Raw genomic sequence first — 25,299 nt, 5'->3', positions numbered from 1 at the left:
CGTTGCTGATACGTCCCTATGAACATCCACGATCGCGCGGACCAATAAGACTGAATAGCGCGCTCGCGGTGCTGGTCGTATGGCTGATTCGGACCGCGTTCGATACCACACCTCGCGGGAGACGGTTCCGGAGGAGCATCGCCACCACTACGACGCCATCGCGGAGAGCCGCGGCGGCGTGCGGGGGCCCTTCTCGGTTCTATTAAACAGTCCCGAGCTCGCGGGACGGGTCGGGCACCTCGGTGCATACGTGCGGTTCGAAAGCGAACTCCCGGACCCCGACCGGGAGCTGACGATCCTCGCGACCGCCCGAACGTTCGACTGCGCCTTCGAGTGGGCGGCCCACGAACCGATCGCCCGCGAGGCGGGCGTGAGCGGGGCGACGATCGACCACGTCGCCGACTCGGGTCCGGTCGATGAGCTCCCGAAACGCGAGGCGTGTCTCGTCTCGTACGTCCGCGAACTCATCGACGAGCACGCGGTCTCGGATGCGACCTTCGAGGCGGCACGCGATCGGTACGGGGAGTCGGGCGTCACCGAGCTCACCGGGACAATCGGCTACTACGCGATGCTCGCCTGCGTGCTGAACGCCCTCGAGGTGGTTCCGGACGCGAACCGACCGCAGCTGCCGTAAGACGGACGGATACCGGACGGCAGCCGGAATTCGGCCGACCGGTCACAGCAAGCCCATACCAGCTATCGTACCCTTTTTAGCCCCCCACGGCACAGTCCCGTGTAATGACGAACCCGTGGGCGGAGTGGGATCACGTCCTGAAGGTCGATCCCGACAAGGAGCTGTACGGGGACGAGACGTTCGAGGACGTGGTCGACACCGGGACGGACGCGATCGAGATCGGGGGGACGCTCGGGATGACCGAGGAGAAGATGCAACGCGTGATCGACGCCTGTGCGGACCACGACGTCGCCCTCTATCAGGAACCATCGAATCCGGCGGTGGTCGTCGACTCGCCGGCGCTGGACGGCTACCTCATCCCGACGGTGTTCAACGCCGCCGACCCCTTCTGGATCGTCGGCGCGCACGCCGAGTGGGTGCGGATCGAGGACGGCCTCGACTGGGACCGCACCACCACCGAGGCGTACATCGTGTTGAACCCGGACGCCTCCGTCGCCGAGTACACGAACGCGGACTGTGACCTCTCGGTCGACGACGTGACCGCCTACGCCCGCATCGCCGAGCGGATGTTCGGCCAGGAGATCGTCTACCTCGAGTACTCCGGCACCTTCGGGGACCCGGAGATCGTCGCGGCCGCCGCCGACGCGCTCGATTCGGCCACGCTCTTTTACGGCGGCGGGGTGCACGACTACGAGACCGCCCGCGAGATGGGCACCCACGCCGACGTCGTCGTCGTCGGCGACCTGCTCCACGAGGAGGGCTGTGAGGCCGTCCGGGAGACCGTCGAGGGTGCTCGCGACGCGAACGCGGAGTCACCCACCCACCGCTGAATCGGGGGCTTGTGAGGGCGGTCACCGCGGCGTGAGGGCGGACGCATCCCGTCCGGTTCGACGGATCCGTAGCTATTTCCCGGCCGATCCGCAACACAGGATCGATGCTCAGCGACGTGATGGAGGATTACCTCAAGGCGATCTACGTCCTCCAGACCGAGGACGGTCCGCCGGTGTCCACCTCGGCGATCGCCGAGGAGGTGGGAAAGACTCCGCCGACGGTCACCGATATGCTCGGCAAACTCGCCGAGCGCGGGCTCTTAGAGCGGGAGCCGTACACCGGCGTCGAACTCACTCCGGAGGGCGAGGCGGTCGCGCTCGAGGTGATCCGCCATCACCGCCTGATCGAGGCGTTTCTCGCCCAGCAGCTCGATTACGACTGGAGCGAGGTCCACGAGGAGGCCGACCGGCTCGAACACCACATCTCCGAGGCCTTCGAGCGCCGGGTGGCCGCGGCCCTCGACGACCCCGAGGTCGATCCCCACGGCGACCCCATCCCCGGCGCCGACCTCCAGCCCGTCACCGACGACTCCGTCCGGCTCGCCGACTGCGAGGCCGGCGAGACGGTCCGCGTCGCGCGCGTGTCCGACCGCGACGAGGAGGAGCTCGACTACCTCGCCGACGCCGGTATCACGCCCGACACCGAGCTCGAGGTGGTCGACGTCGCCCCCTTCGGGATGGTGACGGTACGGACGCCGGACGGCGAGCAGAGCCTCCCGGAGTCCGTCGCGGAGTCGATCCGCGTGCGCCGGGTTTAAAAGTAATTCACCGGGGCGGTAGTGAGTACTTAAATAAGCGTTCGGGCGGCGCCGCCCGGCGAGTGCGACCGTTCAGCAGCGGTCGATATCCCCAGCCAGCACCGTCCGGACCGCGTCCGCGACCTCGTCGAGACGTTCGATTCTCGTGTTCGCCGTGAGCGCGACGTCTCCCTCGTCGGCCGGCTCGCCGACCACGACGCGGCAGTCGGGAGGTGTCGCCTCGACGACCGGCCGGTTTCCGGCGACGGTTTCGTCGACGAGGACGAGCGCGGCCGCGTTGCCGGCGCGTTCTCGGGCGGTCGCGGCGGCGGCGTCCGTGATGTCGGAAAAGGCCGGGACGCAGACCGGGTCGGCGCCGATCTCGCGAGCGCGTTCGGCGGCCGCGTCGCCGGTCGGGACCACGCCGACGCTCACGTCGAAGCCGGCGGCGACGAGGATCGAGACCGCGGTCGCGGCGCGCCGCCCGGTCCCGACCACGTGGATGGGTGGGTGATCGGGACCCGGAGCGTCGTCGGACGCGGCGCGGCCGTGGCCGAACGCCTCGGGCAGCGCGGTGACGAGCGGTGCGGTGGATCCCGGCTGTTCGGTGACGAACGTCCGGGCGTCGAAGGCGTCCCGCAGGGCGGACTCGGAGAGGACGGCGTCGGGGGAGCCGACCGACCGAACGCGTCCGTCAGCGAGCAGCAGGAGCTCGTCGCAGTACCGCGCCGCGAGGTTGAGGTCGTGGATCGCGGCGACGACCGTCTTCCCCGCCTCGACGAGCTCGCGGACGAGCTCCAGGGTCTCGACCGCGTGATTGACGTCGAGACTTCCGGTCGGCTCGTCGAGGACGAGCACGGGGGTCTCCTGGGCGAGCGCGCGAGCCAGCAGGACGCGCTGCCGTTCGCCCCCCGAGAGCGTCCCGACGGAACGGTCCGCGAAGCGCGCGGTGTCGGTGGTCGCCATCGCGTCGTCGACCGCCTCGCGGTCGGCGGCCTTCGGGGTCGCGAACCGCGAGCGGTGCGGCGTTCGGCCCATCTCGACCACCTGCTCGACGGTGAAGTCGAACGAGAGGACGGTGTCCTGTGGAACCGACGCCACGCGCCTGGCGACGGCGCCGGCGGAGAGGGCCGTGAGATCCTCGCCGCCGACGCGGACGCGACCCCGGTCCGGCGTCAAGCTGTCCCGGAGTGCGCGCAGCAGCGTGGTCTTGCCGGCGCCGTTCGGGCCGACGACGCCGAGGAACGACCCCGCTTCGACCGCGAGCTCGACGTCCGCCAACACCGTCGCGTCGCCGATCGAGACGGTCAGGTCGGCCGCCTCGAGGTGCGGTTGTAGGTCATCGGGGTCGGCGTCGGGGTCGTCGGTCCCGGACCCCGGTTCGTCGCCCAACTCGGCATGGGAGTTGTGCGGCCGGCTCACAGCTCGTGCACCTCGCGCTTCCGGAGCAGGTACAGGAAGAAGGGCGCGCCCACCGCGGCGGTCACCACGCCGACCGGGAGCTCGGCGCTGCCGAGTCGGGCGACCGTGTCGGCGGCCACGAGGAAGGAGGCCCCGGCGAGCGCGGCGGTCGGGAGGAGGATCCGGTGGTCGGGGCCGACGACGAGCCGGAGCATATGGGGAATGATCAGGCCGACGAAGCCGATCACGCCCGTGACGGCGACGCCGGCGGCCGTGATCAGCGAGGAGACGCCGAGCAGGATCCGCTTCGTGCGTTCGACCTCGATCCCGAGCCCGCGCGCCTCCTCCTCGCCGAGCAGGAGGACGTTGAGGTCGCGGGCGTACACGAGCAGGACGGCGAACAGAACCGGCACGATGACGGCCGTCACGCGCACCTCGGCCCAGCCCGCGCCCGCGAGGTGACCCATCAGCCAGCCGACGACCTGCCGGAGGCTGTCCTCGGCCTGCAGCTGGAGGTAGGAGACGACCGCTCCGAGGAACGTCTGGACGGCCACGCCCGCAAGCAGGAGGGTCGCGACCGGCGTGCGGCCGTTTCGGGTCGCGATCGCGTAGACGCCGAAGGCGGCCGCCAACGCGCCGAGGAAGGCCATCCCCTGCAGTCCAAGCCAGTGCAGCCACGCGGGGAGCATCGCCGGCGCGACGATGAACGCGACCGCACCGACGGCGGCTCCCGATGAGACGCCGATGATCGACGGGTCGGCCATCGGGTTTCGGAAGAAGCCCTGCATCACCGTCCCCGCGGCCGCGAGCGCGAAGCCGACGAGCGCGGCGAGCAGGATCCGGGGCAGCCGGATCGCGACGACGATCTGCCGGTGGAGGTCCGCGACGGGATACGCGAACGGCGAGACGTACCGCAGCTCGACGGCCGGCACGAACAGGGGGCCGGGCATCGAGCGCGTCCCGAACTCCGCGCCGACCGGCACGGCGATCGCGTTCAACAGCACCTTCGTGACCTCGACGGCCGGCACGCGGACCGGCCCGAGCGCGGCGCTCACGGTGACGGCAACGGCCAGGACCCCAGACAGGCCCAGACACCAGCCCGCGGTCCGCGCCGAGGTCCTCATTCGTTCGCAAACCGGCTTGCAGTAGATAAATATTTATTGGGCTGTGGCCGAGGACCGCCATGCGACCACGATCGATACTCGTCGCGAGCCTCGTCGCCGTCCTCCTGTGTGCCGGGGTTGCGGCGCCCGTCGCGGCACAGGGAACGTCGACCGTGGACGGGACGCAACGACAGACGTCCACCGCGGCCGCGACCGACGACGCCTGCGGGTTCCCCGTCGAGCTGACGGACGCCTCGGGCGAGACGCTCCGGCTCGAGGAGCGTCCCGAGCGCGTGACGACGACGAACCCCTCGGCCGCCCAGACGATGTGGGAGATCGGCGGCCGCGAGCAGGTCGTTGGCGTCACGCGGTACGCCTCGTATCTCGAGGGCGCCGAGTCGCGGACCGACGTCTCCGCCGAGTTCGGCGTCTCGATCGAGGAGGTTCAGGGAACTCAGCCCGACCTCGTGTTGGTCCCGAACTCGACTGACAGCGAACAGCTCGCTGATCTCCGACGAGTTGGACTCCCGGTCTTCCACCTGCCGCGAGCCCATACCATCGAGGACATCGCCGACAAGACGACGACGATCGGCAGACTCACCGGGAACTGCGAGGGCGCCGCGGAGACGAACGAATGGATGAACGAACGCGTCGAGGAGTCACGGCTCTCGACCGATGACGACGATCGGCCGACGATCCTCTATCCCCTCGGCAGTGGGTACGTCGCCGCGGGCGACACCTTCATCGACGAGATGCTCTCGGTGGCGGGCGCCGAGAACGTCGCCGCACGGAACCACACGGGGTATCCCCAGCTCTCCGATGAGGTGGTTCTTCAACTGGACCCCGAGTATCTCCTGATCACCGACCGGGACACCGACATCGTCGACGAGGAGCCGTACTCACTCACGACGGCGGGTCGCGAGAACAACACGATCCACGTCGCCGTCCAGTGGGTGAACCAGCCCGCTCCGCGCAGCGTGGTCTACACCGTCGAGAACGTCTCGGCGCAGCTCCACGCAGACCGAACGACCGAGGACGCCGCGACCGCGACTCCAACCACCACGGCCTCCGCGACCGAAGGCGGTGACGACGGCAGCAACGGGACGGCCACGAGCGACGAGACGCCCGGATTCGGACCGGTCGTCGCTGTGATCGCGCTGATCGCGACGGCGCTCATAGCCCGTGCTCGCGTCGGCGGGCGTGAGTAGCCGATCGCGTCGACGGGACCGGTGACGGGACGTCGGCTGATCGTGCATCGCCGTATCGTGACACGCCGATCGGCGTTGCCGCCCGGACCAAAGATGATACTTCAAAGTATGGTACTTTAGAGTATCATTATCGGAGGCACGGAGCGATCGGCCCACACTCCGTCCCGGCAGTCGAAACGACCTTACGGGCCGGGCCCGGCGGATCGATATGGTCGAGAACGTCATCTATCCCGCCTATCTCGACGCGGAGCTGTCCCGGTCGGAGGGCCGCCGCGTCGCCATCGAGGAGGCGCTGTCGGACCCGACCGTCGACGAGATCGCCCAGGCGGTCCAGCAGATCGGCTACGACGCGGTGATCGAACGCGACGTCACCTACGCCCGCGAGTACGAACCGCGCGGGCGGGTCCTCGCGCAGGGCACGGAGGACACGACGAAGAACGACCTCGTGCAGGCCGTCGCCGCCTACGTCGGCCTCCTCCGGGACGACTCGTGAAACGCGTCGGCGGCGTCGTGCGAACGGCGCAGGGACTGGCGATCGCCCGCGGCGGTGATGGCGAGGATCCGCCGTCGATCGGCGCGGTCGTGGTCGACGACTCGCTGTCGACGGTCGGGCGCGTCGTGGACGTCTTCGGGCCGGTCGATCGGCCCTACGTGGCGGTGACGCCGAACGACGGGATCACGCTGGCCGGGCTCGTCGGGGGGACGCTGTATACCCGATGATCGCCCGTGAGCATCGCGGGATGGCGGTCGCGGTCGTCCTGTTCCTGCTCGTGCAGCTCGGGGCGCTCGCGCTCGTGCCCGAGTTCGTCGAACAGGGGTATCAGCCGGTCGAAGACCCCCAGGATCCGACGAACAGCCTCGCGTATATGGCCGCGATCCTGGTCGCGACCGGGCTGATGCTGGCCGCGTTCCGCTTCGAGCTCGACCAGCTGGTCCGGTACGTGATCGTCGGGACCGCCGGGCTCCTGTCCTGGTACGTCTTCGCCGCCCTGCTGGACCCGACGCTCGCGATCCTTCCCTCGGCGGCGGTGTCGATCGCGCTGCTCGTCCACCCCGAGTGGTACGTGATCGACGCCGCCGGCGTGCTGATGGGCGCCGGCGCGGCGGGGCTGTTCGGCATCTCCTTCGGGATCCTCCCCGCCCTGCTGCTGCTGAGTGCGCTGGCGGTCTACGACGCGATATCGGTCTACGGGACCGAGCATATGCTCTCGCTGGCCGAGGGCGTGATGGACCTGCGGATCCCCGTGGTGCTCGTCATCCCGCTGTCGGTCTCCTACTCGCTGCTGGCCGACGACTTCGCCGGGGCCGCGGGCGTCCACGAGGACGACGAAACGGAGGATGCCGCGATGGACGGACACGAGGACGCAGCGGCTGGCGAGGCTGCGGACGAAACTGACGGCGAGGCTGCGGACGAAACTGACGGCGAGGCTGCGGACGAAACTGACGACGACCGTGAGGCGACTGACGACGACCGTGAGGCGACTGACGGCGACCGCGACGCGTTCTTCATCGGGCTGGGCGACGCCGTCATCCCTGCCGTGTTGGTCGCGAGCGCGGCCACCTTCTCGTCGGCGCCCGACCTCGGAGTGCCGATCCTCGGCCTCAACCTCCCCGCGCTGGCCGCAATGGGCGGGATCTTCGTCGGCCTGCTCGTGTTGCTTCGATGGGTGCTCCGCGGGCGGGCCCACGCCGGGCTCCCGCTGCTGAACGGCGGCGCGATCGGGGGGTACGTCCTCGGATCGCTCGCCGCAGGCATCCCGCTCCTCGAGGCGCTCGGGATCGCTGGATTCCTCTAGCAGTCGGTGCTGGCCGCTCGCGGTCGCTGCCGACGGGGCCCGGTTTCCGCGGACGAGTCGAGCGTGGCGAGTCGCGTCTCCATCCGTCCACAAAGTGCGATCGGCTCGGGTCGCGGGGGGCGTCACCCCTGTCCGCCCGAGAGCCCGACCCACGAGTCGATCTGGGTGGGGTCAGCGGCGTGATAGTAGATCAGGTCGTCGTCGACGACGCTGTACGTCTCCAGATCGGGATCGTAGATGACGCGCTTGTTCGTGTCGATGGCGACGTCGACGAGGTCCTCGAGGGTCGTGATGTAGATGTACTGCTTGTCCGAGTCCGCCGGGAACTCCCCGGTCGAGATCCACTCGTCGTACTTCGATCGGATGACCTCCATCTCCAGTTCGTGGACGTCCTGGCCACGGACGTTCCAGGCGATCAGCCCGGTGCCGAGCAGGATCAGGACGATCCCGGTCCCGAGGCCGCCGTAGACCGTCGTCATGTCCGGCGGGAGCTGGCGCGTGCCCCGCCGTCGCGTCTGGCTCTCCGTCGTGCTCGCCGAGAGGTCGCCATCGAGCCAGTAGGCGTCGTTGCCCAGCTCGAACGGGACCGTTCCGGAAAGCGTCCCCTCGTAGGTGCCGCCGCCCTCGGCGTCGGAGACGTAGGTCGTCTCGAGCCGGAGCTGGGTCGAGACGCTGCCGACCCCGGCCATCGCGCTCTCGTAGCCGTTCACTTCCTCGACCAGATCGGGGACGTCGACCGAGGCCGTCGACTCGTGAGTGCCGTCCGAGACGACCGTCTCCTCGGCGATCAGCGTTCGTTGCCGTTCCCACACCTGGGCGTCGTTGAACGTCCCCTGGTGGTAGACCACGAGCCGATGAGTGATCTCGACGTCGCGTCCCTCCGGCACGCTCGTCTCGACCGTGAGATCGAGCTCCGGCGTCGAGTTGGTGAAGTACACCGGTTTGTTCTCGACCGTCTGCCCCTCGGCGTACAGCGGCGTCTCCCCGGTGACCGTCGCGCTGTGGGAGACCGTCACGCCGAACTCCTGAACGTCGTACTCCTCCGGCGGGAGATCCTCCACGGGCGGGTTGGTATACACGTACCCCGCGCCGCCGATGGCGAGCAGCCCGGCGAGAACGAGGGCAGCACCGAGAATCCCGCCGTAGACCGCGAGCTCACGTTTGACCCGGGCGCTCGTGGACATCGTCAGCGACCACCGTATCCGGGAACCCGACTCGTCACGTCCCACACCTCGATGGAGCCGATCGGTCGAATCCTGCGAACAGTCCGGCCGATCGGTCGAATCCTGCGGACAGTCCTGTCGAGCGATCGAGTCCGACCGATCGGTCCGTCCGAGTCGGTTGCGCTTCGATCGGCGATTCCGACCGGACCACGGCCACCCATCCGGATCACTGTTCAGGGGGTGACCCGCGAGTCTCTTAACAGTTTGTGGTGTGCGACGCATCGTCCGGGCAAACGTGCATCGCTCCGGCGCGTATCCGTGGTATTCGTCACCACGATAGGCGGGCCGCGAACCAAAGTATTCACTACAGGGGGTCTCCAAGCCAGGGACATGAGCACGGAGGACGTCTCGCGACGGGCGCTGCTTCGCACGGCCGGCGGCACCGCCGCCGCGGCTGGGGTCGCCGCCGGCGCCGCCGGATCCGCGTCGGCACAGGAGGAAGTTCCGGTGTGGCCGTCGGCGGTCGAGGGAAACGTGAACAGCTACACGGACGCCCGCGGACAGGACGAGGTGACGATCTCGGTCGGCGCGGGTGACGGCCTCGCGTTCGACCCGACGAAAGTGTGGGTCGACCCCGGCACGACGATCGTCTGGGAGTGGACGGGCAACGGGGGCGACCACAACGTCCACGCGGTCGAGGGCCCCGCCTCCTTCGAGAGCCAGATCACCGGCGAAGAGGGCTTCACCTTCGAGTACGAGACCTCCGAGGAGGACGCCGGCATCACCCACTACCAGTGTGACCCCCACGCACAGGTCGGCATGCACGGCGGCATCGCCGTCGGCGAGGACATCGAAACCGAATCGACGGGCGGCGGCGGCGGGTCCGGCGTCGTCTTCGTCCCCGAGGGCGCGAAGGCGCTCAGCGTCGCCACGTTCATCGCGATGGTCGCGACGCTCGGAATGGCGTTCTTCTTCCTCCGGTACGGCGGCGAGGGCGGCGACGAGTAACCCTCGATCGACCCGTTCCGCCGCGTTCCGAAGGCGAGTTACAGTCGCCCGCGCTCCGCGAGCAGCGATCGATACCGCTCGAGATACCGCTCGAGGATCGGACGGCGGCCATACGTCTCGAACCCCTCGCCCACCGTCCGGCGCGGGCGGGCCGCGGCGTCCCGAAACGCCGTGGCGAGCTCCTGTGGACTCGTCACGAGGGTCGCACGGTCGTCGCCCTCCACGAGCTCGTGGGCACTCGATCCGGCCTGATACTCGACGAGGCCGACGCAGCCACACGCCAGCGCCCAGAGGAGATCGGACGCGAAGGCCTCCTGCAAGGCGGTCTGAGCGAACACGTGGGCGCCCTTGAAGACCTCGACGCGCTCCGCCACCGGCAGGTCGCCGAGGAACCGAACGCGGTCGGCGATCCGGAGCTCAGCCGCAGTCGCCTCGGCCGCCGACCGCTCGGGGCCGTCGCCGATGACCGCCGCGCTCCAGTCGGCTTCGCGCAGTTCGGCGAGCCCGAGCAGGAACGACTCGACGTTGGCGTGCCGGTCGAGCCGCCGCGAGTAGACGACGTCGAAGCGGTCGTCGACGGGCGCGGACTCGACGAGATCGAGGTCGACGCTCTCCGGGATCGTCTCGACGGCATCGTCGGGTGCACCGTGTTCGCGGACCCGCGTCGCCACCGTCCGTGCCGGCGCCACGAGCGCGTCGGCGCGTCGGGCGAGCAGCCGGTACGCGATCGGTCCGTCCTCGGAGCGGTCGCGCCACCAGTCGACGACCACCGGCGCCCGGTGGATCGGGCGGCTCGTGGCGGCCGCGAGCGCGCCGCCGGGCGGGCTGTTGACGGCGTGGACGACGTCGGGATCACCCCGCCGAAGCGCCGCCGGAAGCCGCGCCGCGAATCCGGCCGGGTCGGGGTCGGCGACGACCCGCCGATAGTCGATCCCATCCTCGGTGAACGTCCCGTGGTCGCCGCCCCACCACTGGGCACAGAGCCACGTGACGTCGTGGCCGCGGTCGGCGAGCTGACGGGCGATCCGTCGCGTTCGGCGCCGCGGCGACGTGTCGCCGTGGTGGGGGGTGAAAAGCGAGACGAACGCGACGCGCATACGTGGACGCGTCGTCGCGGGACGGTAAAAACCCACGTCATCCGACCCGCCGGCGGACCGAGCCACGCCGGTCCGGCGTGGCTCGGTCCGATAGCCGGACGGTCGTCACCGATCCGTGACCAGCCCGTCGACGGAGACGTGCTCGCGAAGGAGGTCCGCGGCGGCATCGTACGGCGACGATTCCCCGGCGGGGTCCCGGTCGAATCGATCGGTTGGAACGTTCGCGTACGCCGCGACGTTGCGGAGGAACGCCCGCCGTACGCCGGGATCCTCGAAGATCCCGTGGAGATAGGTTCCGACGACGCCCGACCGCCCGCCGAACGCGGCGCCGAGCTCGACGCCCGAGCGGCCGTCGCCGGGTTCAGCCGCCCCCTCGTCGGACGGGGAGAACGGCGTTCGAAGCCGCGGATCACCGTCGGGAGTCGAGTCGGGATCGGCCGTCGTCTGCCGGTCGGTCGCGATGGAGTTAGCCGTCACTGTCGCGGCACGTGACGCAGGGCGCGTCTCACCCATATGGATCTCGTACCCGCCGACCGTCCCGCTCACGCCCGTAAGCGGCCCGACGCCATCGATCCGGAGTTCCGTCTCGACGACGCGCTTCTCGCGGGAGAAGACCGTCTCGACCGGTAACAGGCTGAGTCCCTCGAGGGTCGATTCGGCGTCGGTCCCCTCGATCCCGGCGTTCAGGATCCGCTCGCCGAGCAGCTGGTACCCGCCACAGAGGCCGACGATCGGCCCCTCGAACTCGCGGATCGCGGCGGCGAGTCCGGACTCCCGGAGGGCGATCAGGTCGTCGACGGTGTTCTTCGTCCCCGGAAGCACGACCGCATCGGCATCCGCGAGCGGCGTGGCCGCTTCGCGGGCGTCATCCCGTCGGTCCGCGACCGGGAGATACCGGACGCGAACGCCCGGTTCGGCTGCGAGCGGTTCCAGATCGGTGAAATTGGAGATCCGCGGTAGCCGCGGGACGGCGATCGTGACGGCGTCGGCCGAGGAAACGCCGTCGTCGGCCCCGCGGACCGTCGGCTGCCGGGCGTCCGGGGCCGGGAGGTCGACGCTGTCCTCCGCCGGCAGCCCCGGATCGTCGAAGGGGATGACGCCGCGGACCGGGACGCCCGTCCGGTCCTCGAACGCCTCGATTCCGGGATCGAGCAGGGAGCGATCCCCGCGGAACTTGGTTATCACGGCGCCGACGACCCGGTCGCGGAGGTCCGCCGGCAGCAGTTCGAGGGTTCCCACGAGCGAGGCGAAGACGCCGCCGCGTTCGATGTCGGCCACGAGGAGGACGTCCGCGTCGGCGAGACGGGCCGTCTCGACGTTCGCCAGGTCGCGATCGTGGAGGTTGATCTCCGCGATCGAGCCCGCTCCCTCGGCGACGATCACGTCCGAATCGGCCGCGAGACGCGCGTGGGCCTCCGCGACCGCCGCTCGGGCGTCGTCCCAGTGGTCCGCGTAGTACTCACGGGGTGGTGCGTCGGCGACCGCGGTCCCGTTCACGACGACCTGCGACTCGCCGTCGCCGCGGGGCTTGAGCAACACGGGGTTGTGGTCCGTCGTCGGCCGGATGCGGGCTGCGCGCGCCTGTGTGTACTGTGAGACGCCGATCTCGCCGAATCCGGATCCGGGCGCGCGCGGAACCGCACGGGCGTTGTTCGACATGTTCTGCGCCTTGAACGGCGCGACCGCGACGCCCCGATCGGCGAGCAACCGGCACAGCCCGGCGGCGACCGTGCTCTTGCCGACGTGGCTCGCGGTGCCGGCGACCAGCAGCGTGCGCGCGTCGCGGGGATCCCCCGTCATCGGATCGGAACTCGCGTCATCGAGGTCAGAACTCGGTTCCCTTGCGCGCCCGCTGGCCGGCGTCGATCGGGTGTTTCTCCTTCGCGACGCGGGTGATCAGGTCGGCGTCGTCCGCGAGGTAGTCGGGGTGCGTATGGCTCCCGGTCAACACGAGCTCGAGGGCGTCCGGCTTCGCCTCGATCAGCCCGCGGACGTCGTCGGGATCGATGAGTCCCCTGTCGGCGGCGTACAGCACCTCGTCGAGGATCAGCAGGTGAACCCCCGCTTCAGGGTCGCCCGATAGGGGGAGCGGCTCGGTCAGGTCGGCGTCGCCCGCCGCGTCGATCAGCTCCCGTGCCCGATCGAGCCCGCCGGCCGCCTTCGCGGCGTGGTCGTCGTCGGCCGAGCCGTCGCGGAACCCGTGCCAGCCGTAATGGCCCGTGTTCTCGTAGGACAGGCCGGGCAGCGCGGCGATCGCGTTGTACTCGCCGCGGTCCGGTTCGACGGAGTCGGCCCCGCCCTTCATAAACTGCAGGAGGTGGACCCGGTAGCCGTGGCCGGCCGCCCTGATCCCCATCCCGAGCGCGGCGGTGGTCTTGCCCTTGCCGTCGCCCCACCAGACCTGGACGAGGCCGAACTCCTCGGGTGCGGCCGGCGTGATCTCCCGGGCCGCGGGCGTGACGCCGGCGCCGGGCGTGTCGCGATCGGTGGTGTCAGCGTCGTTGTCAGGGGAATCCACATCGCGGTCGGTGCCATCGCGGCCGGCACCCTCGGCGTCGCGGTCGGGGGCGTCGGCGTCGCGATCGGCGGCATCCGCGTCGTGATCGGGCGTGCCGTCCACCGGGATCACTCCTCGTGGATGAAGACGAGACGCTTCTCGTCGGTCGCGGTTAAACAGAGGTGCACGCCCTCCCGGGTCGCGCCGAGCTCCTGCCATCCGGTGTCGCTGACGAACAGCGTCCGGAAGATCCCGCGGTCGCAGTTCGGGTTCGGGCAGCCGACGCCGGCCGCGTTCTTGTACACCGTCGTGCCGCCGCCGGAGGAGTGCTTCACCAGCCCGTCGGTGAGCTCCCGGAGTTCGTCCTCGGTCAGTCCGCCGTCCGTCCCATCGGCACGGTCCTCGTCGCCGGTCTCGGATGACATACCCCTACGTTCTCGACACCGGCACCTGAATGTTACTCCGGGCGACGAGGGAGGGACGAGAACGCCGCCGGCACGGACGCGTCGGGAGGAACCAAGCTACGAACCGGTGAAGTCGATCCGGGAGCCGCCCTCGACGTCCGGCCGCTCGGCGGGGCCGAGACGAACGAAGGCGTAGTCGGGGTCGGTCAACACGACGTCGCCCTCCCGGACCGCCACCTCGACCGCATCCAGGACCGCGCCCTCACACGGGCCGAAGGTACAGACGCCGGTCCCGGACTCGAAGTAGGCGCCGTGTTTCTCACACAGGATCTCCCCGTTGCGAACGGCGGCGCCGTCGCCGGAGTCGATCCGGACGTCGGTCCAGTGTTGACAGTAGTTGCGGTAGCAGGCGACCTCGTCCGCCAGCGTGATGAGCATCGCCTCCAGTTCGTCGCCGTCGGCGCCGCGGTCGCCGGTCTCGACGGTCACGTCGCCGACCGGCCGCAGCGTCACCAGCACCGTCCCGTCCGTGGGCACGTCCGTGGCGGGGAGCATCCGGCGATCCTCGTCCATACGATCCGGTGTTAGGCGGGCGGTTTGAACGTTGCGAGACGCGCACGCGTGGCGTCATATCCGTGGCCGATCGAGGCCACGGGTCCGGGTATCAGGCGTCGTTCGCGCGCTCGATCCAGGTCGCCGCTCGGGACTCCCCGACGTTGGCCTTCTCGCCGACCTCCGCGGCGTCGGCGGCGGCGAGATCCGCGACGGAATGGATCCCGATATCGGCGAGCCGCTCGGCGTAGGCGGGTCCGATGCCCTTGATGGTCTCCACCGGCGTTCCGGAGGTGCCTTCGGCGTCCTCGGTCGGTGTGCGCTCGTCCGCCATACTCTCGTCCGGGGCGTCCACGTCCGGGGCGTCCTCGTCAACAGCCTCGCCCTCGTCCGGGGCATCCTCGTCAACAGCCTCGCCCTCGTCCGGGGCGTCCTCGTCCTCCGGCTCGCGATCCTGCGCGTCCGGGCCGGCGGCCTCGGCCGGCTCGGCCGCCTCCTCGGGGTCCGTGGCGGCGTCCTCGTCGACGAGCGTCTCCGTCGAGGCGGCCGCGTCCGTTTCGGTCGCGGCACCCTGGTCGGCGTCCGTCGCAGTGCCGTCGGGGTCGTGCTCGACCGTCACTTCGGTGTCGGTTCGCTCCGAGCTCGACCCGGTGCCGATCCCGAGCTTCTCTTTGAGTTTCTGTAGGAGTGCCATTGTGGCTCGATATGCACGGTGAACAGTTAAAAGGCACCGACGGATCGTCGCTCGAACGGCCCGGCGGGCGGCAACCGACCGTCGGCAAGCGGCGGGCGGCCGCTATCGCTCGTCGCTGTCGAGCACGCGGATCTGGTCGCCCCGGACCGTCACCGGGATGGGGACGGTCGCCTCGTAGAGCTCGACGGTCACCTGGTCCTTCCCCTCGTCGATCCGCTGGACGCGGGCCTTCTCGCCCTTGAACGGGCCGGCGATGAGCTCGACGATGTCGCCCTCGGCGATCCCCTCCACGTCGGGGGTCGGCGAGAGGAAGTGTTCGACCTCCGAGAAGCCGCTCTCGGCCGGGCCGTCGGATCCGGAAATGACGCCGCGGGCGTGGGGGATCTCGTCGAGGACGCGGGCGAAGACGCTGCCGTCGTCGGCCTCGACCATCACGTAGCTGGTGAGCTGGTCGGGCGCGAGAACGGCGTGGATCTCCGGCATCTCCTTTTCCGCGAGCATGTCCGCGACCGTCCGCTCCTGGCTCGCGGTCGTCTTGACCGCGAAGATCGACGACATCAGACGCCGACCCCCGGCAGCAGGCTCATGATCATGTAGATCAGGAAGCCGAGGAACCCGATGAGGAGAATGCCGGCGCCGGCGATCTTCGACACCTGCAGGAACTCCTCGGTGGAGGGGGTACTCGCCAGCTTCAGCACCCGAATGTAGCTGTTGAGGTCGTAGGGAACGTCCATATTGGGAGAGCGTACACGACGGGGCGTTTTTTACCTTGTGATGTGTCCCCCGGCGGGAGACGTACGACAGCCCCGTGGTGTCGGGCGATATCGGGCGAACCCGGCCGAGTTCGAACCGGATGGTCTGACGGAGGACGAGCTGCGGAAGGATGTGGAGACGGGCAAGCTGCGGAAGGATGTGGAGACGGGCAAGCTGCGGAAGGTGATGGAGAAGAGGGGAAGGTGATGGAGAAGAGGGGAAGGTGATGGAGAAGAGGGGAAGATGGTCCCAGCCCCGTATCGGGAGCGGCCGGGGAGCGGCGTTACTCGACGTAGTCGATGTCGTCGGTCGGGTCCTCGACCGGGGCGCCCTCCGCCGGCTGGTCGACACCCTGCGGCTGGGGTGCTTCCTCGCCGTTCCGGCCGTAGATCTGGGGCGAGTCGACGCCGGTAACGACGATCATCGTCCGCATCTGGCCGTCGATCTCCTCGTCGACCGAGGTCCCCCAGATGATCCGTGCATCGGGATCGATCCGGTCGTATATCTCCTCGACGACGCCCTCCGCCTCCTCGATGCTCATGTCCGAGCCGCCGGTGACGTTCACGAGCGCGGAGTTGGCGCCCGAGATGTCGACGTCGAGCAGCGGCGACCGCAGGGCGGACTTCACCGAGTCCTGTGCCTTCGAATCGGAGTCGGACTCGCCCAGGCCGATCATCGCGACCCCGCCCTTCTCCATCACGGTGCGAACGTCGGCGAAGTCGAGGTTGACGAGCCCGGGCTTGGTGATGAGCTCCGTGATCCCCTTCACGGAGCGCATCAGGACCTCGTCGGAGACCTTGAACGCCTGGCGGACGGGGAGCTTCCCGACGGCGTCGAGCAGCCGGTCGTTGGGGACGACGATGACGGTGTCGGCGACGTCCCGGAGGCGCTCGAGTCCGGCCTCGGCGTTGGTTCGGCGGACCTCGCCCTCGGCGGTAAAGGGCGTCGTCACGATCGCGATCGTGAGCGCGCCCGACTCGCGGGCGGCCTTCGCGACCACCGGGGCGGATCCGGTTCCGGTTCCGCCGCCGAGGCCGGCGGTGACAAAGACCATGTCCGAGCCCTCGATCGCGTCGTAGATCTCCTCCTGGGACTCGATGGCGGCCTCCTCGCCGACCTGCGGGAGCGACCCGGCGCCGCGACCCTGGGTCTTCTGTTGGCCCATCAGGATCTTCGTGTCCGCCTCGATGTTCACGAGGTGCTGGACGTCGGTGTTGGCCGCGACGAGCTTCGCGCCGTGGATCCCCTCCTCGGTCATCCGGTTGACGGTGTTGCCGCCCGCGCCGCCGCAGCCGACCACGGTGATGTTCGTCTGCAGGTCCTGGAGGACGTCCTGCAGCTCGTCGTCGGTCATCATTCCGGTCTGTGGCGCTCCGCCGGCGTTCGATCCGCCGCCGGCGTTCGGTCCCCCGCTCGCGTCGGCTTCGCCGATCTCGCCGGACCCCGCGGATCCGGACTCCTCGGCCTCGTCGATCGCGTCCTCAACGATAGAGTCCATCTTGGCGAAGGGTTATACAGCGAGGTTAATTACCTTTCCCCATTCGTCAGACTCCCGTCAGACGCCGAGACGGGTGTTCTCGGCGTTCGACGGGCCCGAACGGTTTCGAGGTGGGTGGCTGCCGGAACGTGCGCGATCCGTCACCGTGGGAACCGGACGTCCCGGTCACGCGTGACGTCCTCGGGCGTGACGGTCCGATCACCGACCTCGACGGCGTCTCCTGCGGTGAGACGCCCGAATTTCGGCCCCTCGGGGACGCCGTGTTCGGCCGCCAGGTCCGGATCGAACGCCCGCTCGCTCGCGATGACCGCGTCCGCGGTGACGGTCACGTCGCCGAATCGTTCGCGGAGGACGTTCGCGAGCGCTCGGACGAGGGCGTCGTATCCATCGGCAGCGTCGGTGCCGGCGTCGACGGCGTCGGGCGCAAACGCCGCCCGACCGACGGCTCGCGTCCCCGACTCCTCGGTCTCGAAGGCGACCGTGTGTCGCTCGACGACCTCCCGAGTCGCCTCGTGGTCGATTCCCTGTGCTCGCGAGAGCAGGTCCGGGGGGAGCTCCCTGACCGTGACCGCCGCCGGTGACGCCGGAACGACGTCGCCGAACCGCAGTCCGTCCTCGACGGTCGCGACGTCCGCCTCGAGGCGTTCGACGAGCGCCAGCGGCCGGTCACCGACCTCCCGAACCCACGTCTCGCCGACCACGCGGTAGCCAAGCTCGTCGATCGTCTCCCGGAGAGCCGGCCGATCGCCCTCGATGACGGCGTACTCGGCGGCGCTGGCCGCGAAGGCGCGGTCGATGACGTCGACGTTCTCGGTGGGCGATCCCAGCTCCGCGAGCTGCCAGTCGGAACCGATGTGACCGACGCCCCACGCCGTCTCCTCGACGATGCGGGTGAACCGCGGCGCGTAGTGACCCCCGCCGAATCCGACCACGTGACGGGTGTTTCCGTCTTCCCCGACGATATCAGCCGGGGTGGCGGAATCTACCGGCTCGGTGGGTTCGGTCAACTCGGTGGGCTCGGTCAACTCGGTGGGTTCGGTCGACTCGGTGGGTTCGGTCGACTCGGTCGAGGTGGCAGCGACGGTGTCATCGCTCACGTCGAGGTGGTCATCGATCAGATCCGAAACGGCGCGCGCGACGGCGCGGGCACCCTCCGGGTCGTCCCACTGCTCGTCGCCGGATCCCAGCTCCGCGAACAGCGAGGGAACGGCGGTCCCGCTTGGGCCGTGGTGGGTGCACTCGATCCCCACGTCGTACTCGGCCGGAGCGTACGCGTCGAACCCGGCGACCAGCCGCTTCTGGGCGGCCGGCGCGGCGCGGGCGAACGCGCCGTCCTCGCCGCCGTACTCGGCGGGCCCGAAGTTCCCGGTGAAGTGGGCCGTCAACAGCGGTCCCGTCTCGCCGGCGTGCCGGGACACGAAGACGAGGAGGTCGGGCGCGCGGTCCGAAAGTCGATGGGCGTCCGGCGCTTCGACGTCATCGACTGGCGACGTGACGGTCCCGAACGCCGGCGTCGGATCGTCGAGGTAAATGTGGAGGTCCTCGAACGTTCGCAGCTCCGCACCCGGACGGCGGTGGACGGTTCCGCCCCCCTCGGCGTCGGAGCGAGTCTCGTCGACGAACGCGTCCCACTCGTCGATCTCCAGGAGCTGGGTGCCGATGTGTTCGGAAGCGCGGTCCGCACGGCTGACGACGATCGCGATCACTAACGGACGATCAGGCGGTCGTGACTGAATAGGCGTCGATCCGGGACGATACCGGACGCCGGAACCGGACGATACCGGACGCCGGAGCCGGACGATACCGGACGCCGGAGCCGGCCGAAACGGGGCGGAAAGCGGCCGCGACTCAGCCGTTGATCCGCTCGACGACCGACTGGAGGTCGGCGGTCGACTCGACCGTCTCCTTGATCCGCTCGCGCTCGCGGACGTCCTCGGAGTCGGCATCGTATGCGCGGACGTACTCGGCGCGGGTGTGTTCGTCGAACGCGTGGCGGATCGCGAAGTAGCCGTCCGGGATGACGGTCCCGCAGACCTTACACTCGTGTCGCTGGTGCTCGGTCGTCTGGTGAACGATCGCCGACTCGACGTCGTCGAAGGCGGCGCGACATCCGCTGATCCCACACGTCCAGCCGGGCATACGTGGTCCGACGGCCCGGGCTGCATTAACCGTTTTCCCCCGCAGCCGCCCGGTCGCCCCGGCCGCATCCTCGCGGTCGGTGTCGGCGGGGAACGACACGCATTTGCTGTGGGGCGCCCGACGTGCCGAACGTGCCACACACCGGGACCCGGGTCGACGCCCACGTGAAGGTACTCGACGAGACCGTCGTCGAGCGCGCGACGGCGCGCGGGCTCGACGCGCTCGTCTACGCGCCACACTTCGAGCGGCTCCCGACGATCCGCGAGCGGGCCAAGCGGTTCTCCGACGACGACCTGCTCGTCGTGCCCGCCCGCGAGGTCTTCACCGGCGACTGGCGGAACCGCCGGCATCTCCTCGCGCTCGGGCTCTCGGAGCCGATTCCGGATTTCATCACCTTCGAGGGGGCGATGGCCGAGCTCGAACGCCAGGACGCGGCCATCCTCGTTCCCCATCCGACGTTCGCGACCGTCTCGCTCACCCGACCGGAGCTCGACGCCCACCGCGACCGGATCGACGCGATCGAGACGTACAACGCGAAGCTGTTGCCCCACCAGAACCGACGGGCGGGCCGCGTCGCCGGAGCTCTCGAGCTGCCGGCGTTCGGGAGTTCCTACGCCCACCTCCGAGCCACGGTCGGGGAAGCCTGGACCGCCTTCACGGACGAGCTGGAGACGGCGGCGGACGTCGTCGAGGCATTCAAGACGGACGCACCCCGTCGAATCGTCCACCGCGCCGGTCTCGACCATCGCGTTCGGGGGACGATCGAATACGGCCACCTGGCCTACGAGAACACCTGGAAGCGGCTCGACCGACTGTTCCTTTCGGGCGACGACCCGACGAACCCACGTAGCGTCTTCTACGAGGGCCGGTTCGACGACGTCGCCGTGTACTGATCCGGCGTCAGAGCACGTCACCACGCGTACGTCCCGCGGACGAGTCAAGCGTCAGATGCCGATCGCCTGCGAGACGGCCGTGACGTCGACGTTCAGGTCGACGACGTAGGTGTGGACCGCCCAGAACGCGGCGATCTCGAGGGCGGTGATGATCACCGTGACGAGGTCCGCGTAGTCGCTGGAGGTCGTGACGCCGAACGGTAGCGAGTACTCCGAACTCGACAGCGGGTGGAACAGCGCGATCCCGCGCCGACTCCCGACGAGATCGAGGATGTAGTGCGTGAGAACGCCGACCCAGACGTACTGCAGGTTGCCGAAGACGATCGGGTAGGCCGCCACGATCCCGAGCACGGTGAGGCTGTGCAGCGTCTTCCGGTGTTTTCCGAAGGCGGTGTCGACGTCCGGAAACAGCGCCCCGAGGACGATGGGAACGGTGACCTGAGCGACCTTGATCGCCGTGTCCCGGTCGACGGCCGGCTCCAGCACGAATCCGACGCCGACCGCGAGCAACAGCGCGTTGAGCACGTGACCGCGTTTGTTCATCGCCGGATGCTCGGCGGGGGACCGACTCAAGCGTTTCCCCCGCGGTTGAACTGTCTTGCCCAACGGCCGGTGAATCCACACCACAACCACTAATACAACTCGAGAATATTCATTGGTTGTATGAGCGACTTCGATTCGTTCAGCGACGTGAGCGAGGCAAACGTGACCAAGGCGATCGGCAACGCCTGGAGCGAGGAGTTCCAGGAGTTCACCGAGTCCGAGGTGATCATCGTCGGCGGCGGCCCCTCCGGGCTGATGGCGGCCAAGGAGCTGGCCGAGCGCGGCGTGAAGGTGATGGTCGTCGAGAAGAACAACTACCTCGGCGGCGGCTTCTGGCTCGGCGGCTTCCTGATGAACAAGGTCACCGTCCGGGATCCGGCCCAGGAGGTCCTCGACGAACTCGACGTCGACTACGAGCCGACCGAGGAGGCCGAGGGACTCTACGTCTCGAACGGCCCCGAGGCCTGTTCCGGACTCATCAAGGCGGCCTGTGACGCCGGCGCGAAGATCCAGAACATGACGGAGTTCACCGACATCGTGGTCCGCGACGACCACCGCGTCGGCGGCATCGTGATGAACTGGACGCCGGTCCACGCCCTCCCCCGCGAGATCACCTGCGTCGACCCGATCGCGGTCGAGTCCGACCTCGTCATCGACGCGACGGGCCACGAGGCGGTCGCGATCAGCAAGCTCGACGAGCGCGGCGTCTTCGAGGCGCCCGGCATCGAGCACGCCAAGGAGCACAACACCGGGATGGACGCGACCGGCGACGACCAGTACGGCGCGCCCGGCCACGACTCGCCCGGCCACGACTCGATGTGGGTCTCCGAGAGCGAGGACGCCGTCGTCGACCACACCGGCGTCGTCCACGACGGCCTGATCGCCACCGGGATGTCGGTCGCGACGGCCTACGGGCTCCCGCGGATGGGGCCGACCTTCGGCGCGATGCTGGTCTCCGGCAAGCGCGCGGCCCAGTCCGCCATCGACGAGCTCGGCGTCGACGCCGCGGACGTCAGCTTCTCCTCGCCCGCGCCGGCCGACGACTGAGGCGGGTCAACGCGGTTCGAACGTCACCGACGCATCCGAACGTCAGGCGACGACGTTGCTCGCGAGCAGCCCGCCCGTGACGAGCAGGAGGACGGAGACGGCCGCCGCGCCCAGGAAGAAGGGCCGGGCGTCACGAGCCGGTTCGCGCAGCTTGTCGGTCGACACGCCCGACAACAGTTTTTTCGACCCGATCTCGACGAGCGCCGCGAGCACGAACCAGAGGCCAAGCATCGTCAACACGAGATGGCCGCTTCCGGTGCCGGTGAGCCGCTCGATCGTGTACGTCGTCCCGGCCATGTGGCCGCCGGTCGCGAACAGCACGACCGCCGAGAGGCGCGTCACCAACTGCAGCCGACCGATGATCGACGCGATCGCCTCCGTCCCGATCGTCGCGTCGGACGCCGCGGGCACCACCGTCGCCGACACGAACAGTACGCTGCCGGTCCACAGGGCCGCGAAGGCGACGTGAAGCGTCCACACCGCCGCAGGAATGATCTCCATAACCGCGGTACGATCGCCGGATCCTTAAATACCGTTCACCCGTCTCGACGGACCGTCCCCGGCACTCGGGTCGGCCTCAGAGGTCGAGCGGCCTGGCCTTCAGAAACTCCCGCAGCAGGACGGTCGCGTAGCTCCCGCTGGGCAGCGCGAACGCGAACTCGAGGTCGTCGTCGACCGACAGATCCGTCGTCACGAGGATCGCCCGGCGGGTCCCGGTCGAGTCGAACTCGTCGGGCAGCGAGAAGTCCGCCGGCTCGATGCCGGCGTCCGCGAGCACCTCGCGTTCGATTTCCCCGGGCTCACCGTCGGCCAGCTCCGTCTCGGTCCCGATCAGGGGCGCGGTGACGAACGCCCGGCGTCTGGCACAGTGGCGCCGCAACACGGGCACGCGGTCCGCGGTGACGCGCTGGAGCCGGTCGACGTCCGGCGCGTACAGCTCCCCGGGCGCCTCGTCGTCCGCGAAGCAGACCACGTCGCCCGCGACCGGCTCGTGGAAGGGGATCCCGCGATCGAGCCGCTCGCTCAGGATCCGGTTGAACAGCGCTGACTGAGCGGCGTTGACGAACAGCCGCTGGAGGTTCGACGGAACCGCCTCGAGCGCGTGTCGCCAGCGGCCGCCGTCCGGTTCCGAATCGGCATAGTCCTCGGGCGTCGGCTCCGCCAGCCGGTGTAACATCGCGCGCTCGAACCGCAGCCGGCCGGGCATCCGGTCGAGGCAGGCCTCCCAGTCGGGCGACTCGCTCGCGAACTGCTCGTCGACGATCGTCCGCGCCTCGCGGGTGTCCGCAGGCTCCGCATCGTCGGGATTCCCGACGTAGACCCGAACGGCCTCGCGCCACTCGCCGCGGACGATCGCGAGGCCGACCCGGTGAGTGACCGGCCGGACGCTCCCGAAGCGCTGCTGGCCGAAGTAGTTCGGGACCGCGGCGGGGTCGTCCGGATCGACCGCCGCCGGGTTCGACGTGCCGGTCGCGAACGCGCGCAGCTCGTCGGCGATCACCGCGGCCCGCTCCTCGGGCGGAGCTGCACCGGCTTGCGTCGCACTGGCCTGCTCCCCATCGCCGGCGTCCGGGTCCCGCACCCGGATCTCGAAGGCGTTGCCGGCAAGATCGCCGAAGGATATCGGTCGGCCGGCGACGCCGAGGACCTCGATCGAGGCGCCGTCGATCCCGTTGGCGACCTCGCGGACCGCATCGGGGTCCACGTCACGGACGGTCATCAGCTGGGTCGTCACGGCGCGCTTGTCCTTCGTGCCGGCCCAGGAGACGCGCTCGCGGCTGATCCCGAGGGCGTCCGAGAGCCGGCGGGCGAAGTCGTTCGTGTCCCAGTCGAACAGCCGGACGCGGATCACCAGCTCGGGATACGCGCCCCGGTCGGGTGACCCATCGGCGGTTCCGTCCGCGTCGTTCCCGTCGCCGATCGGCTCGGCGTCGAAGGCCTCGATCTCGCGAACGCGAAAGTCCTCGGGCGAGACGCGGAGTCGGCCGCCGATCCCGTCCGTCTCCGAGACGTAGTGGTCGATCCCGACCGCCCGCTCGAGGGGATGTGCCTCGCGCATCGGTCAATATAAGGGAAGGTCGCCGGTGACCCGATCGACCAGCTCCTCCGAGCCCGGGCCGACCGCGAGCGCGCTGACCGTGCCGGGTTCGAGCTGGGTGTGGCCGGCGTCGCGGACGATCGCGTACGGAAGTCCCTCGCGCTTGGCCTTGTCCGCCAGCTCGAAGAGTTGACTCTCGGAGTCGCCTCGGAGAACGACCTTCTTCTGGCCGCTGCCCTTCCACCGCTTGCGCGCCTTGCGACCCGTGTCCTCGTAGGCGGACAGCGAGGCGTGTGCGACCTGTGCAGCCAACTTCCCCTCGCCCATCTTGAGGTCCGCCCGCGCGACGATTGCCTGTTTCATACTCCTCCCTTCGCGGCCACGGGTTTATATACCCGCTTTGGAAAACACGATCCGTGTCCCTCCAACGCGACGTGCGCGCGCTGCTCGCCAGCGCCCGCTCCGCTCTCACCACGGTTCTCACGACGGTGCGCTCCGGTCTCGGAACGGTTCGCACCGCCCTTGTCAGGCCGCGTCGGTTCTTCAGTTCGTCCCCGTACGGCGACTCCCTCGCGGTCGGACTGGTCGTCGTCCTCCTGGTCGCGCTCGCGCTCACCGCCGGCATCCTCGCGCTCGGCGTGGTCTTCGACGCGACCATCGACGCGACGGTCACGATGGACAACCCCGACCGCCCCGACGACTGGGTCTGCGAACAGCTGGGTGACGACGCCGACTCGCCGATGTACGAGACCTGCCAGGAGCCGGCGCAGATCGAACGCGACCTCGGGTCGATGCTCCGGGAGGCGACGTCAGGGGTCCTCCACTACGGACTCCTCGGCGTCGGGATCTGGTGGCTGCTTGCCGCCGGTGCCGTTCACGTCGGTGCCCGCGTCGCCGGCGGCGGGGGAACGGTCGGCGACTCGCTGACGGTGGCGGCGTGGGCGTTGGTCCCCGAGCTACTCCGGCTGGTCGTGGGGATCGCGTCGATCTACCACGCGATCGAGACCGCGACGATCGACGCCGCCTCCCCCGAGGCCTTTCGTGACGAGCTGCTCGCCGCATTCGCCGGGATCGAGACGCCGCTGCTCGCGGCCTCCCTCGTCACGATCGCCTGGCAGTGGTGGATCCTTCGTGGCGGGATAACCGAGCGACACGACGTCTCCACGCTCGCGGCCGGGACCGTGGCGGGCGTCGTGGCCATCGTCGCGCTGCTGATCGCGGCCTGAACGCTCGCGTGATTTCCGAGCATTAAGGTTACGGCGAT

General features: G+C 69.5%; 29 protein-coding genes. 11 read left to right on the top strand and 18 right to left on the bottom strand.

What is annotated here, in order from left to right:
* Positions 1–79 precede the first annotated feature (79 nt).
* The 3 genes from CPZ00_RS10765 to CPZ00_RS10755 all read left to right on the top strand — a co-directional run bounded on the left by CPZ00_RS10765 (position 80) and on the right by CPZ00_RS10755 (position 2,222).
* Positions 80–634, top strand: coding sequence for a carboxymuconolactone decarboxylase family protein (locus tag CPZ00_RS10765; RefSeq protein WP_096390876.1), 555 nt, complete (start codon positions 80–82; stop codon positions 632–634).
* A 104-nt stretch (positions 635–738) separates the two neighbouring features.
* Positions 739–1,464, top strand: a complete 726-nt coding sequence (locus CPZ00_RS10760; protein ID WP_096390875.1) for a phosphoglycerol geranylgeranyltransferase — start codon at positions 739–741, stop codon at positions 1,462–1,464.
* A 104-nt stretch (positions 1,465–1,568) separates the two neighbouring features.
* Positions 1,569–2,222, top strand: coding sequence for a metal-dependent transcriptional regulator (locus tag CPZ00_RS10755; protein ID WP_096390874.1), 654 nt, complete (start codon positions 1,569–1,571; stop codon positions 2,220–2,222).
* Positions 2,223–2,294: 72 nt separating this feature from the next.
* On the opposite strand, the gene CPZ00_RS10750 is transcribed toward CPZ00_RS10755, so the two are convergent.
* Positions 2,295–3,593, bottom strand: a complete 1,299-nt coding sequence (locus CPZ00_RS10750) for a heme ABC transporter ATP-binding protein (RefSeq protein WP_096391691.1) — start codon at positions 3,591–3,593, stop codon at positions 2,295–2,297.
* Between the two features lie 26 nt (positions 3,594–3,619).
* On the bottom strand, positions 3,620–4,726 hold the full coding sequence (gene btuC / locus CPZ00_RS10745; protein ID WP_096390873.1) for a vitamin B12 ABC transporter permease BtuC: 1,107 nt from the start codon (positions 4,724–4,726) through the stop codon (positions 3,620–3,622).
* A 59-nt stretch (positions 4,727–4,785) separates the two neighbouring features.
* Between btuC and CPZ00_RS10740 the strand changes: the two genes are divergently transcribed.
* The 4 genes from CPZ00_RS10740 (at position 4,786) to CPZ00_RS10725 (ending at position 7,709) form a co-directional block, all read left to right on the top strand.
* Positions 4,786–5,913 carry a PGF-CTERM-anchored ABC transporter substrate-binding protein gene (locus tag CPZ00_RS10740; RefSeq protein WP_096390872.1) on the top strand — a complete coding sequence of 376 codons (1,128 nt, stop codon included), beginning with the start codon at positions 4,786–4,788 and terminating at the stop codon, positions 5,911–5,913.
* A 208-nt stretch (positions 5,914–6,121) separates the two neighbouring features.
* Positions 6,122–6,406 carry a signal recognition particle subunit SRP19 gene (gene srp19, locus CPZ00_RS10735; protein WP_096390871.1) on the top strand — a complete coding sequence of 95 codons (285 nt, stop codon included), beginning with the start codon at positions 6,122–6,124 and terminating at the stop codon, positions 6,404–6,406.
* The gene (locus tag CPZ00_RS10730) at positions 6,403–6,633 is read left to right on the top strand and encodes an H/ACA ribonucleoprotein complex subunit GAR1 (protein ID WP_096390870.1); all 231 of its coding nucleotides are present in this window, start codon (positions 6,403–6,405) and stop codon (positions 6,631–6,633) included. Before srp19 ends, CPZ00_RS10730 begins: the two co-directional genes overlap by 4 nt.
* Positions 6,630–7,709 carry a presenilin family intramembrane aspartyl protease PSH gene (locus CPZ00_RS10725; protein WP_096390869.1) on the top strand — a complete coding sequence of 360 codons (1,080 nt, stop codon included), beginning with the start codon at positions 6,630–6,632 and terminating at the stop codon, positions 7,707–7,709. The genes CPZ00_RS10730 and CPZ00_RS10725 overlap by 4 nt, the downstream gene beginning before the upstream one ends.
* A 122-nt stretch (positions 7,710–7,831) precedes the next feature.
* Here CPZ00_RS10725 and CPZ00_RS10720 read toward each other — a convergent pair whose 3' ends face one another.
* The gene (locus CPZ00_RS10720) at positions 7,832–8,893 is read right to left on the bottom strand and encodes a DUF5305 domain-containing protein (RefSeq protein ID WP_157744227.1); all 1,062 of its coding nucleotides are present in this window, start codon (positions 8,891–8,893) and stop codon (positions 7,832–7,834) included.
* Positions 8,894–9,262: 369 nt separating this feature from the next.
* Here CPZ00_RS10720 and CPZ00_RS10715 point away from each other — a divergent pair, with 369 nt between their 5' ends.
* Positions 9,263–9,880, top strand: coding sequence for a halocyanin domain-containing protein (locus tag CPZ00_RS10715; RefSeq protein WP_096390867.1), 618 nt, complete (start codon positions 9,263–9,265; stop codon positions 9,878–9,880).
* A 38-nt stretch (positions 9,881–9,918) separates the two neighbouring features.
* Here the strand turns inward: CPZ00_RS10715 and CPZ00_RS10710 are convergent, their stop codons facing one another.
* From CPZ00_RS10710 to CPZ00_RS10655, 11 genes are all read right to left on the bottom strand, one after another.
* Positions 9,919–10,977, bottom strand: coding sequence for a glycosyltransferase (locus CPZ00_RS10710; protein ID WP_096390866.1), 1,059 nt, complete (start codon positions 10,975–10,977; stop codon positions 9,919–9,921).
* Positions 10,978–11,082: 105 nt separating this feature from the next.
* Complete coding sequence (locus tag CPZ00_RS10705) at positions 11,083–12,777, bottom strand: cobyric acid synthase (RefSeq protein ID WP_096390865.1); 1,695 nt, start codon at positions 12,775–12,777, stop codon at positions 11,083–11,085.
* 25 nt (positions 12,778–12,802) lie between these two features.
* Positions 12,803–13,495, bottom strand: a complete 693-nt coding sequence (locus CPZ00_RS10700; protein ID WP_233255177.1) for a cob(I)yrinic acid a,c-diamide adenosyltransferase — start codon at positions 13,493–13,495, stop codon at positions 12,803–12,805.
* Positions 13,496–13,602: 107 nt separating this feature from the next.
* Positions 13,603–13,899 (bottom strand): DUF7385 family protein, encoded by a 297-nt coding sequence (locus CPZ00_RS10695; RefSeq protein ID WP_096390863.1) that lies wholly within the window; start codon positions 13,897–13,899, stop codon positions 13,603–13,605.
* A 96-nt stretch (positions 13,900–13,995) separates the two neighbouring features.
* On the bottom strand, positions 13,996–14,451 hold the full coding sequence (locus CPZ00_RS10690; protein ID WP_096390862.1) for a Rieske (2Fe-2S) protein: 456 nt from the start codon (positions 14,449–14,451) through the stop codon (positions 13,996–13,998).
* Between the two features lie 91 nt (positions 14,452–14,542).
* Positions 14,543–15,124, bottom strand: a complete 582-nt coding sequence (locus CPZ00_RS10685; protein ID WP_096390861.1) for a helix-hairpin-helix domain-containing protein — start codon at positions 15,122–15,124, stop codon at positions 14,543–14,545.
* A gap of 102 nt (positions 15,125–15,226) precedes the next feature.
* Positions 15,227–15,682: a transcription elongation factor Spt5 gene (locus CPZ00_RS10680; protein WP_021075180.1), complete on the bottom strand. Its 456-nt coding sequence runs from the start codon at positions 15,680–15,682 to the stop codon at positions 15,227–15,229.
* Positions 15,682–15,858, bottom strand: a complete 177-nt coding sequence (locus CPZ00_RS10675; RefSeq protein ID WP_021075181.1) for a protein translocase SEC61 complex subunit gamma — start codon at positions 15,856–15,858, stop codon at positions 15,682–15,684. Before CPZ00_RS10675 ends, CPZ00_RS10680 begins: the two co-directional genes overlap by 1 nt.
* A 302-nt stretch (positions 15,859–16,160) precedes the next feature.
* Entirely contained in the window at positions 16,161–17,375 is a 1,215-nt protein-coding gene (gene ftsZ, locus CPZ00_RS10665) for a cell division protein FtsZ (protein WP_096390859.1), read from the bottom strand.
* Between the two features lie 140 nt (positions 17,376–17,515).
* Positions 17,516–19,081 (bottom strand): D-aminoacyl-tRNA deacylase, encoded by a 1,566-nt coding sequence (locus tag CPZ00_RS10660; RefSeq protein ID WP_096390858.1) that lies wholly within the window; start codon positions 19,079–19,081, stop codon positions 17,516–17,518.
* A gap of 142 nt (positions 19,082–19,223) precedes the next feature.
* Positions 19,224–19,514: a DUF7565 family protein gene (locus CPZ00_RS10655; RefSeq protein ID WP_096390857.1), complete on the bottom strand. Its 291-nt coding sequence runs from the start codon at positions 19,512–19,514 to the stop codon at positions 19,224–19,226.
* A gap of 131 nt (positions 19,515–19,645) precedes the next feature.
* Here CPZ00_RS10655 and CPZ00_RS10650 point away from each other — a divergent pair, with 131 nt between their 5' ends.
* A complete protein-coding gene (locus CPZ00_RS10650; RefSeq protein WP_096391690.1) occupies positions 19,646–20,407 on the top strand; it encodes a PHP-associated domain-containing protein in 762 nt (253 codons plus the stop codon).
* 51 nt (positions 20,408–20,458) lie between these two features.
* Here CPZ00_RS10650 and CPZ00_RS10645 read toward each other — a convergent pair whose 3' ends face one another.
* On the bottom strand, positions 20,459–20,950 hold the full coding sequence (locus CPZ00_RS10645) for a metal-dependent hydrolase (protein WP_096390856.1): 492 nt from the start codon (positions 20,948–20,950) through the stop codon (positions 20,459–20,461).
* A gap of 120 nt (positions 20,951–21,070) precedes the next feature.
* Here CPZ00_RS10645 and CPZ00_RS10640 point away from each other — a divergent pair, with 120 nt between their 5' ends.
* A complete protein-coding gene (locus CPZ00_RS10640) occupies positions 21,071–21,997 on the top strand; it encodes a sulfide-dependent adenosine diphosphate thiazole synthase (protein ID WP_096390855.1) in 927 nt (308 codons plus the stop codon).
* Positions 21,998–22,039: 42 nt separating this feature from the next.
* Here the strand turns inward: CPZ00_RS10640 and CPZ00_RS10635 are convergent, their stop codons facing one another.
* From CPZ00_RS10635 to pth2, 3 genes are all read right to left on the bottom strand, one after another.
* Complete coding sequence (locus CPZ00_RS10635; RefSeq protein WP_096390854.1) at positions 22,040–22,498, bottom strand: transporter; 459 nt, start codon at positions 22,496–22,498, stop codon at positions 22,040–22,042.
* 76 nt (positions 22,499–22,574) lie between these two features.
* A complete protein-coding gene (truD, locus tag CPZ00_RS10630; RefSeq protein WP_096390853.1) occupies positions 22,575–24,056 on the bottom strand; it encodes a tRNA pseudouridine(13) synthase TruD in 1,482 nt (493 codons plus the stop codon).
* Positions 24,057–24,059: 3 nt separating this feature from the next.
* Complete coding sequence (gene pth2 / locus CPZ00_RS10625; protein WP_096390852.1) at positions 24,060–24,398, bottom strand: peptidyl-tRNA hydrolase Pth2; 339 nt, start codon at positions 24,396–24,398, stop codon at positions 24,060–24,062.
* Positions 24,399–24,451: 53 nt separating this feature from the next.
* Here pth2 and CPZ00_RS10620 point away from each other — a divergent pair, with 53 nt between their 5' ends.
* Complete coding sequence (locus CPZ00_RS10620) at positions 24,452–25,261, top strand: YIP1 family protein (protein ID WP_157744226.1); 810 nt, start codon at positions 24,452–24,454, stop codon at positions 25,259–25,261.
* Positions 25,262–25,299: the final 38 nt, after the last annotated feature.

Source organism: Halopenitus persicus (assembly GCF_002355635.1).
Taxonomy (GTDB): Archaea; Halobacteriota; Halobacteria; order Halobacteriales; family Haloferacaceae; genus Halopenitus; species Halopenitus persicus_A.
Note: the sequence above shows the minus strand (reverse complement) of the source record. Positions and strands in the feature narration are given on the sequence as shown.

What these genes read in the sequence shown, in the direction of transcription:
- CPZ00_RS10695 (WP_096390863.1), bottom strand. Translation starts at nt 13,899, where the DNA reads ATGTCATCCGAGACCGGCGACGAGGACCGTGCCGATGGGACGGACGGC.
- CPZ00_RS10725 (WP_096390869.1), top strand. Translation starts at nt 6,630, where the DNA reads ATGATCGCCCGTGAGCATCGCGGGATGGCGGTCGCGGTCGTCCTGTTC.
- CPZ00_RS10765 (WP_096390876.1), top strand. Translation starts at nt 80, where the DNA reads ATGGCTGATTCGGACCGCGTTCGATACCACACCTCGCGGGAGACGGTT.
- CPZ00_RS10755 (WP_096390874.1), top strand. Translation starts at nt 1,569, where the DNA reads ATGCTCAGCGACGTGATGGAGGATTACCTCAAGGCGATCTACGTCCTC.
- CPZ00_RS10640 (WP_096390855.1), top strand. Translation starts at nt 21,071, where the DNA reads ATGAGCGACTTCGATTCGTTCAGCGACGTGAGCGAGGCAAACGTGACC.
- CPZ00_RS10690 (WP_096390862.1), bottom strand. Translation starts at nt 14,451, where the DNA reads ATGGACGAGGATCGCCGGATGCTCCCCGCCACGGACGTGCCCACGGAC.
- CPZ00_RS10720 (WP_157744227.1), bottom strand. Translation starts at nt 8,893, where the DNA reads ATGTCCACGAGCGCCCGGGTCAAACGTGAGCTCGCGGTCTACGGCGGG.
- truD (WP_096390853.1), bottom strand. Translation starts at nt 24,056, where the DNA reads ATGCGCGAGGCACATCCCCTCGAGCGGGCGGTCGGGATCGACCACTAC.
- CPZ00_RS10760 (WP_096390875.1), top strand. Translation starts at nt 739, where the DNA reads ATGACGAACCCGTGGGCGGAGTGGGATCACGTCCTGAAGGTCGATCCC.
- CPZ00_RS10675 (WP_021075181.1), bottom strand. Translation starts at nt 15,858, where the DNA reads ATGGACGTTCCCTACGACCTCAACAGCTACATTCGGGTGCTGAAGCTG.
- CPZ00_RS10710 (WP_096390866.1), bottom strand. Translation starts at nt 10,977, where the DNA reads ATGCGCGTCGCGTTCGTCTCGCTTTTCACCCCCCACCACGGCGACACG.
- CPZ00_RS10655 (WP_096390857.1), bottom strand. Translation starts at nt 19,514, where the DNA reads ATGCCCGGCTGGACGTGTGGGATCAGCGGATGTCGCGCCGCCTTCGAC.
- CPZ00_RS10685 (WP_096390861.1), bottom strand. Translation starts at nt 15,124, where the DNA reads ATGGCACTCCTACAGAAACTCAAAGAGAAGCTCGGGATCGGCACCGGG.
- CPZ00_RS10740 (WP_096390872.1), top strand. Translation starts at nt 4,786, where the DNA reads ATGCGACCACGATCGATACTCGTCGCGAGCCTCGTCGCCGTCCTCCTG.
- CPZ00_RS10680 (WP_021075180.1), bottom strand. Translation starts at nt 15,682, where the DNA reads ATGTCGTCGATCTTCGCGGTCAAGACGACCGCGAGCCAGGAGCGGACG.
- pth2 (WP_096390852.1), bottom strand. Translation starts at nt 24,398, where the DNA reads ATGAAACAGGCAATCGTCGCGCGGGCGGACCTCAAGATGGGCGAGGGG.
- CPZ00_RS10635 (WP_096390854.1), bottom strand. Translation starts at nt 22,498, where the DNA reads ATGGAGATCATTCCTGCGGCGGTGTGGACGCTTCACGTCGCCTTCGCG.
- CPZ00_RS10705 (WP_096390865.1), bottom strand. Translation starts at nt 12,777, where the DNA reads ATGACGGGGGATCCCCGCGACGCGCGCACGCTGCTGGTCGCCGGCACC.
- ftsZ (WP_096390859.1), bottom strand. Translation starts at nt 17,375, where the DNA reads ATGGACTCTATCGTTGAGGACGCGATCGACGAGGCCGAGGAGTCCGGA.
- srp19 (WP_096390871.1), top strand. Translation starts at nt 6,122, where the DNA reads ATGGTCGAGAACGTCATCTATCCCGCCTATCTCGACGCGGAGCTGTCC.
- CPZ00_RS10715 (WP_096390867.1), top strand. Translation starts at nt 9,263, where the DNA reads ATGAGCACGGAGGACGTCTCGCGACGGGCGCTGCTTCGCACGGCCGGC.
- btuC (WP_096390873.1), bottom strand. Translation starts at nt 4,726, where the DNA reads ATGAGGACCTCGGCGCGGACCGCGGGCTGGTGTCTGGGCCTGTCTGGG.
- CPZ00_RS10645 (WP_096390856.1), bottom strand. Translation starts at nt 20,950, where the DNA reads ATGAACAAACGCGGTCACGTGCTCAACGCGCTGTTGCTCGCGGTCGGC.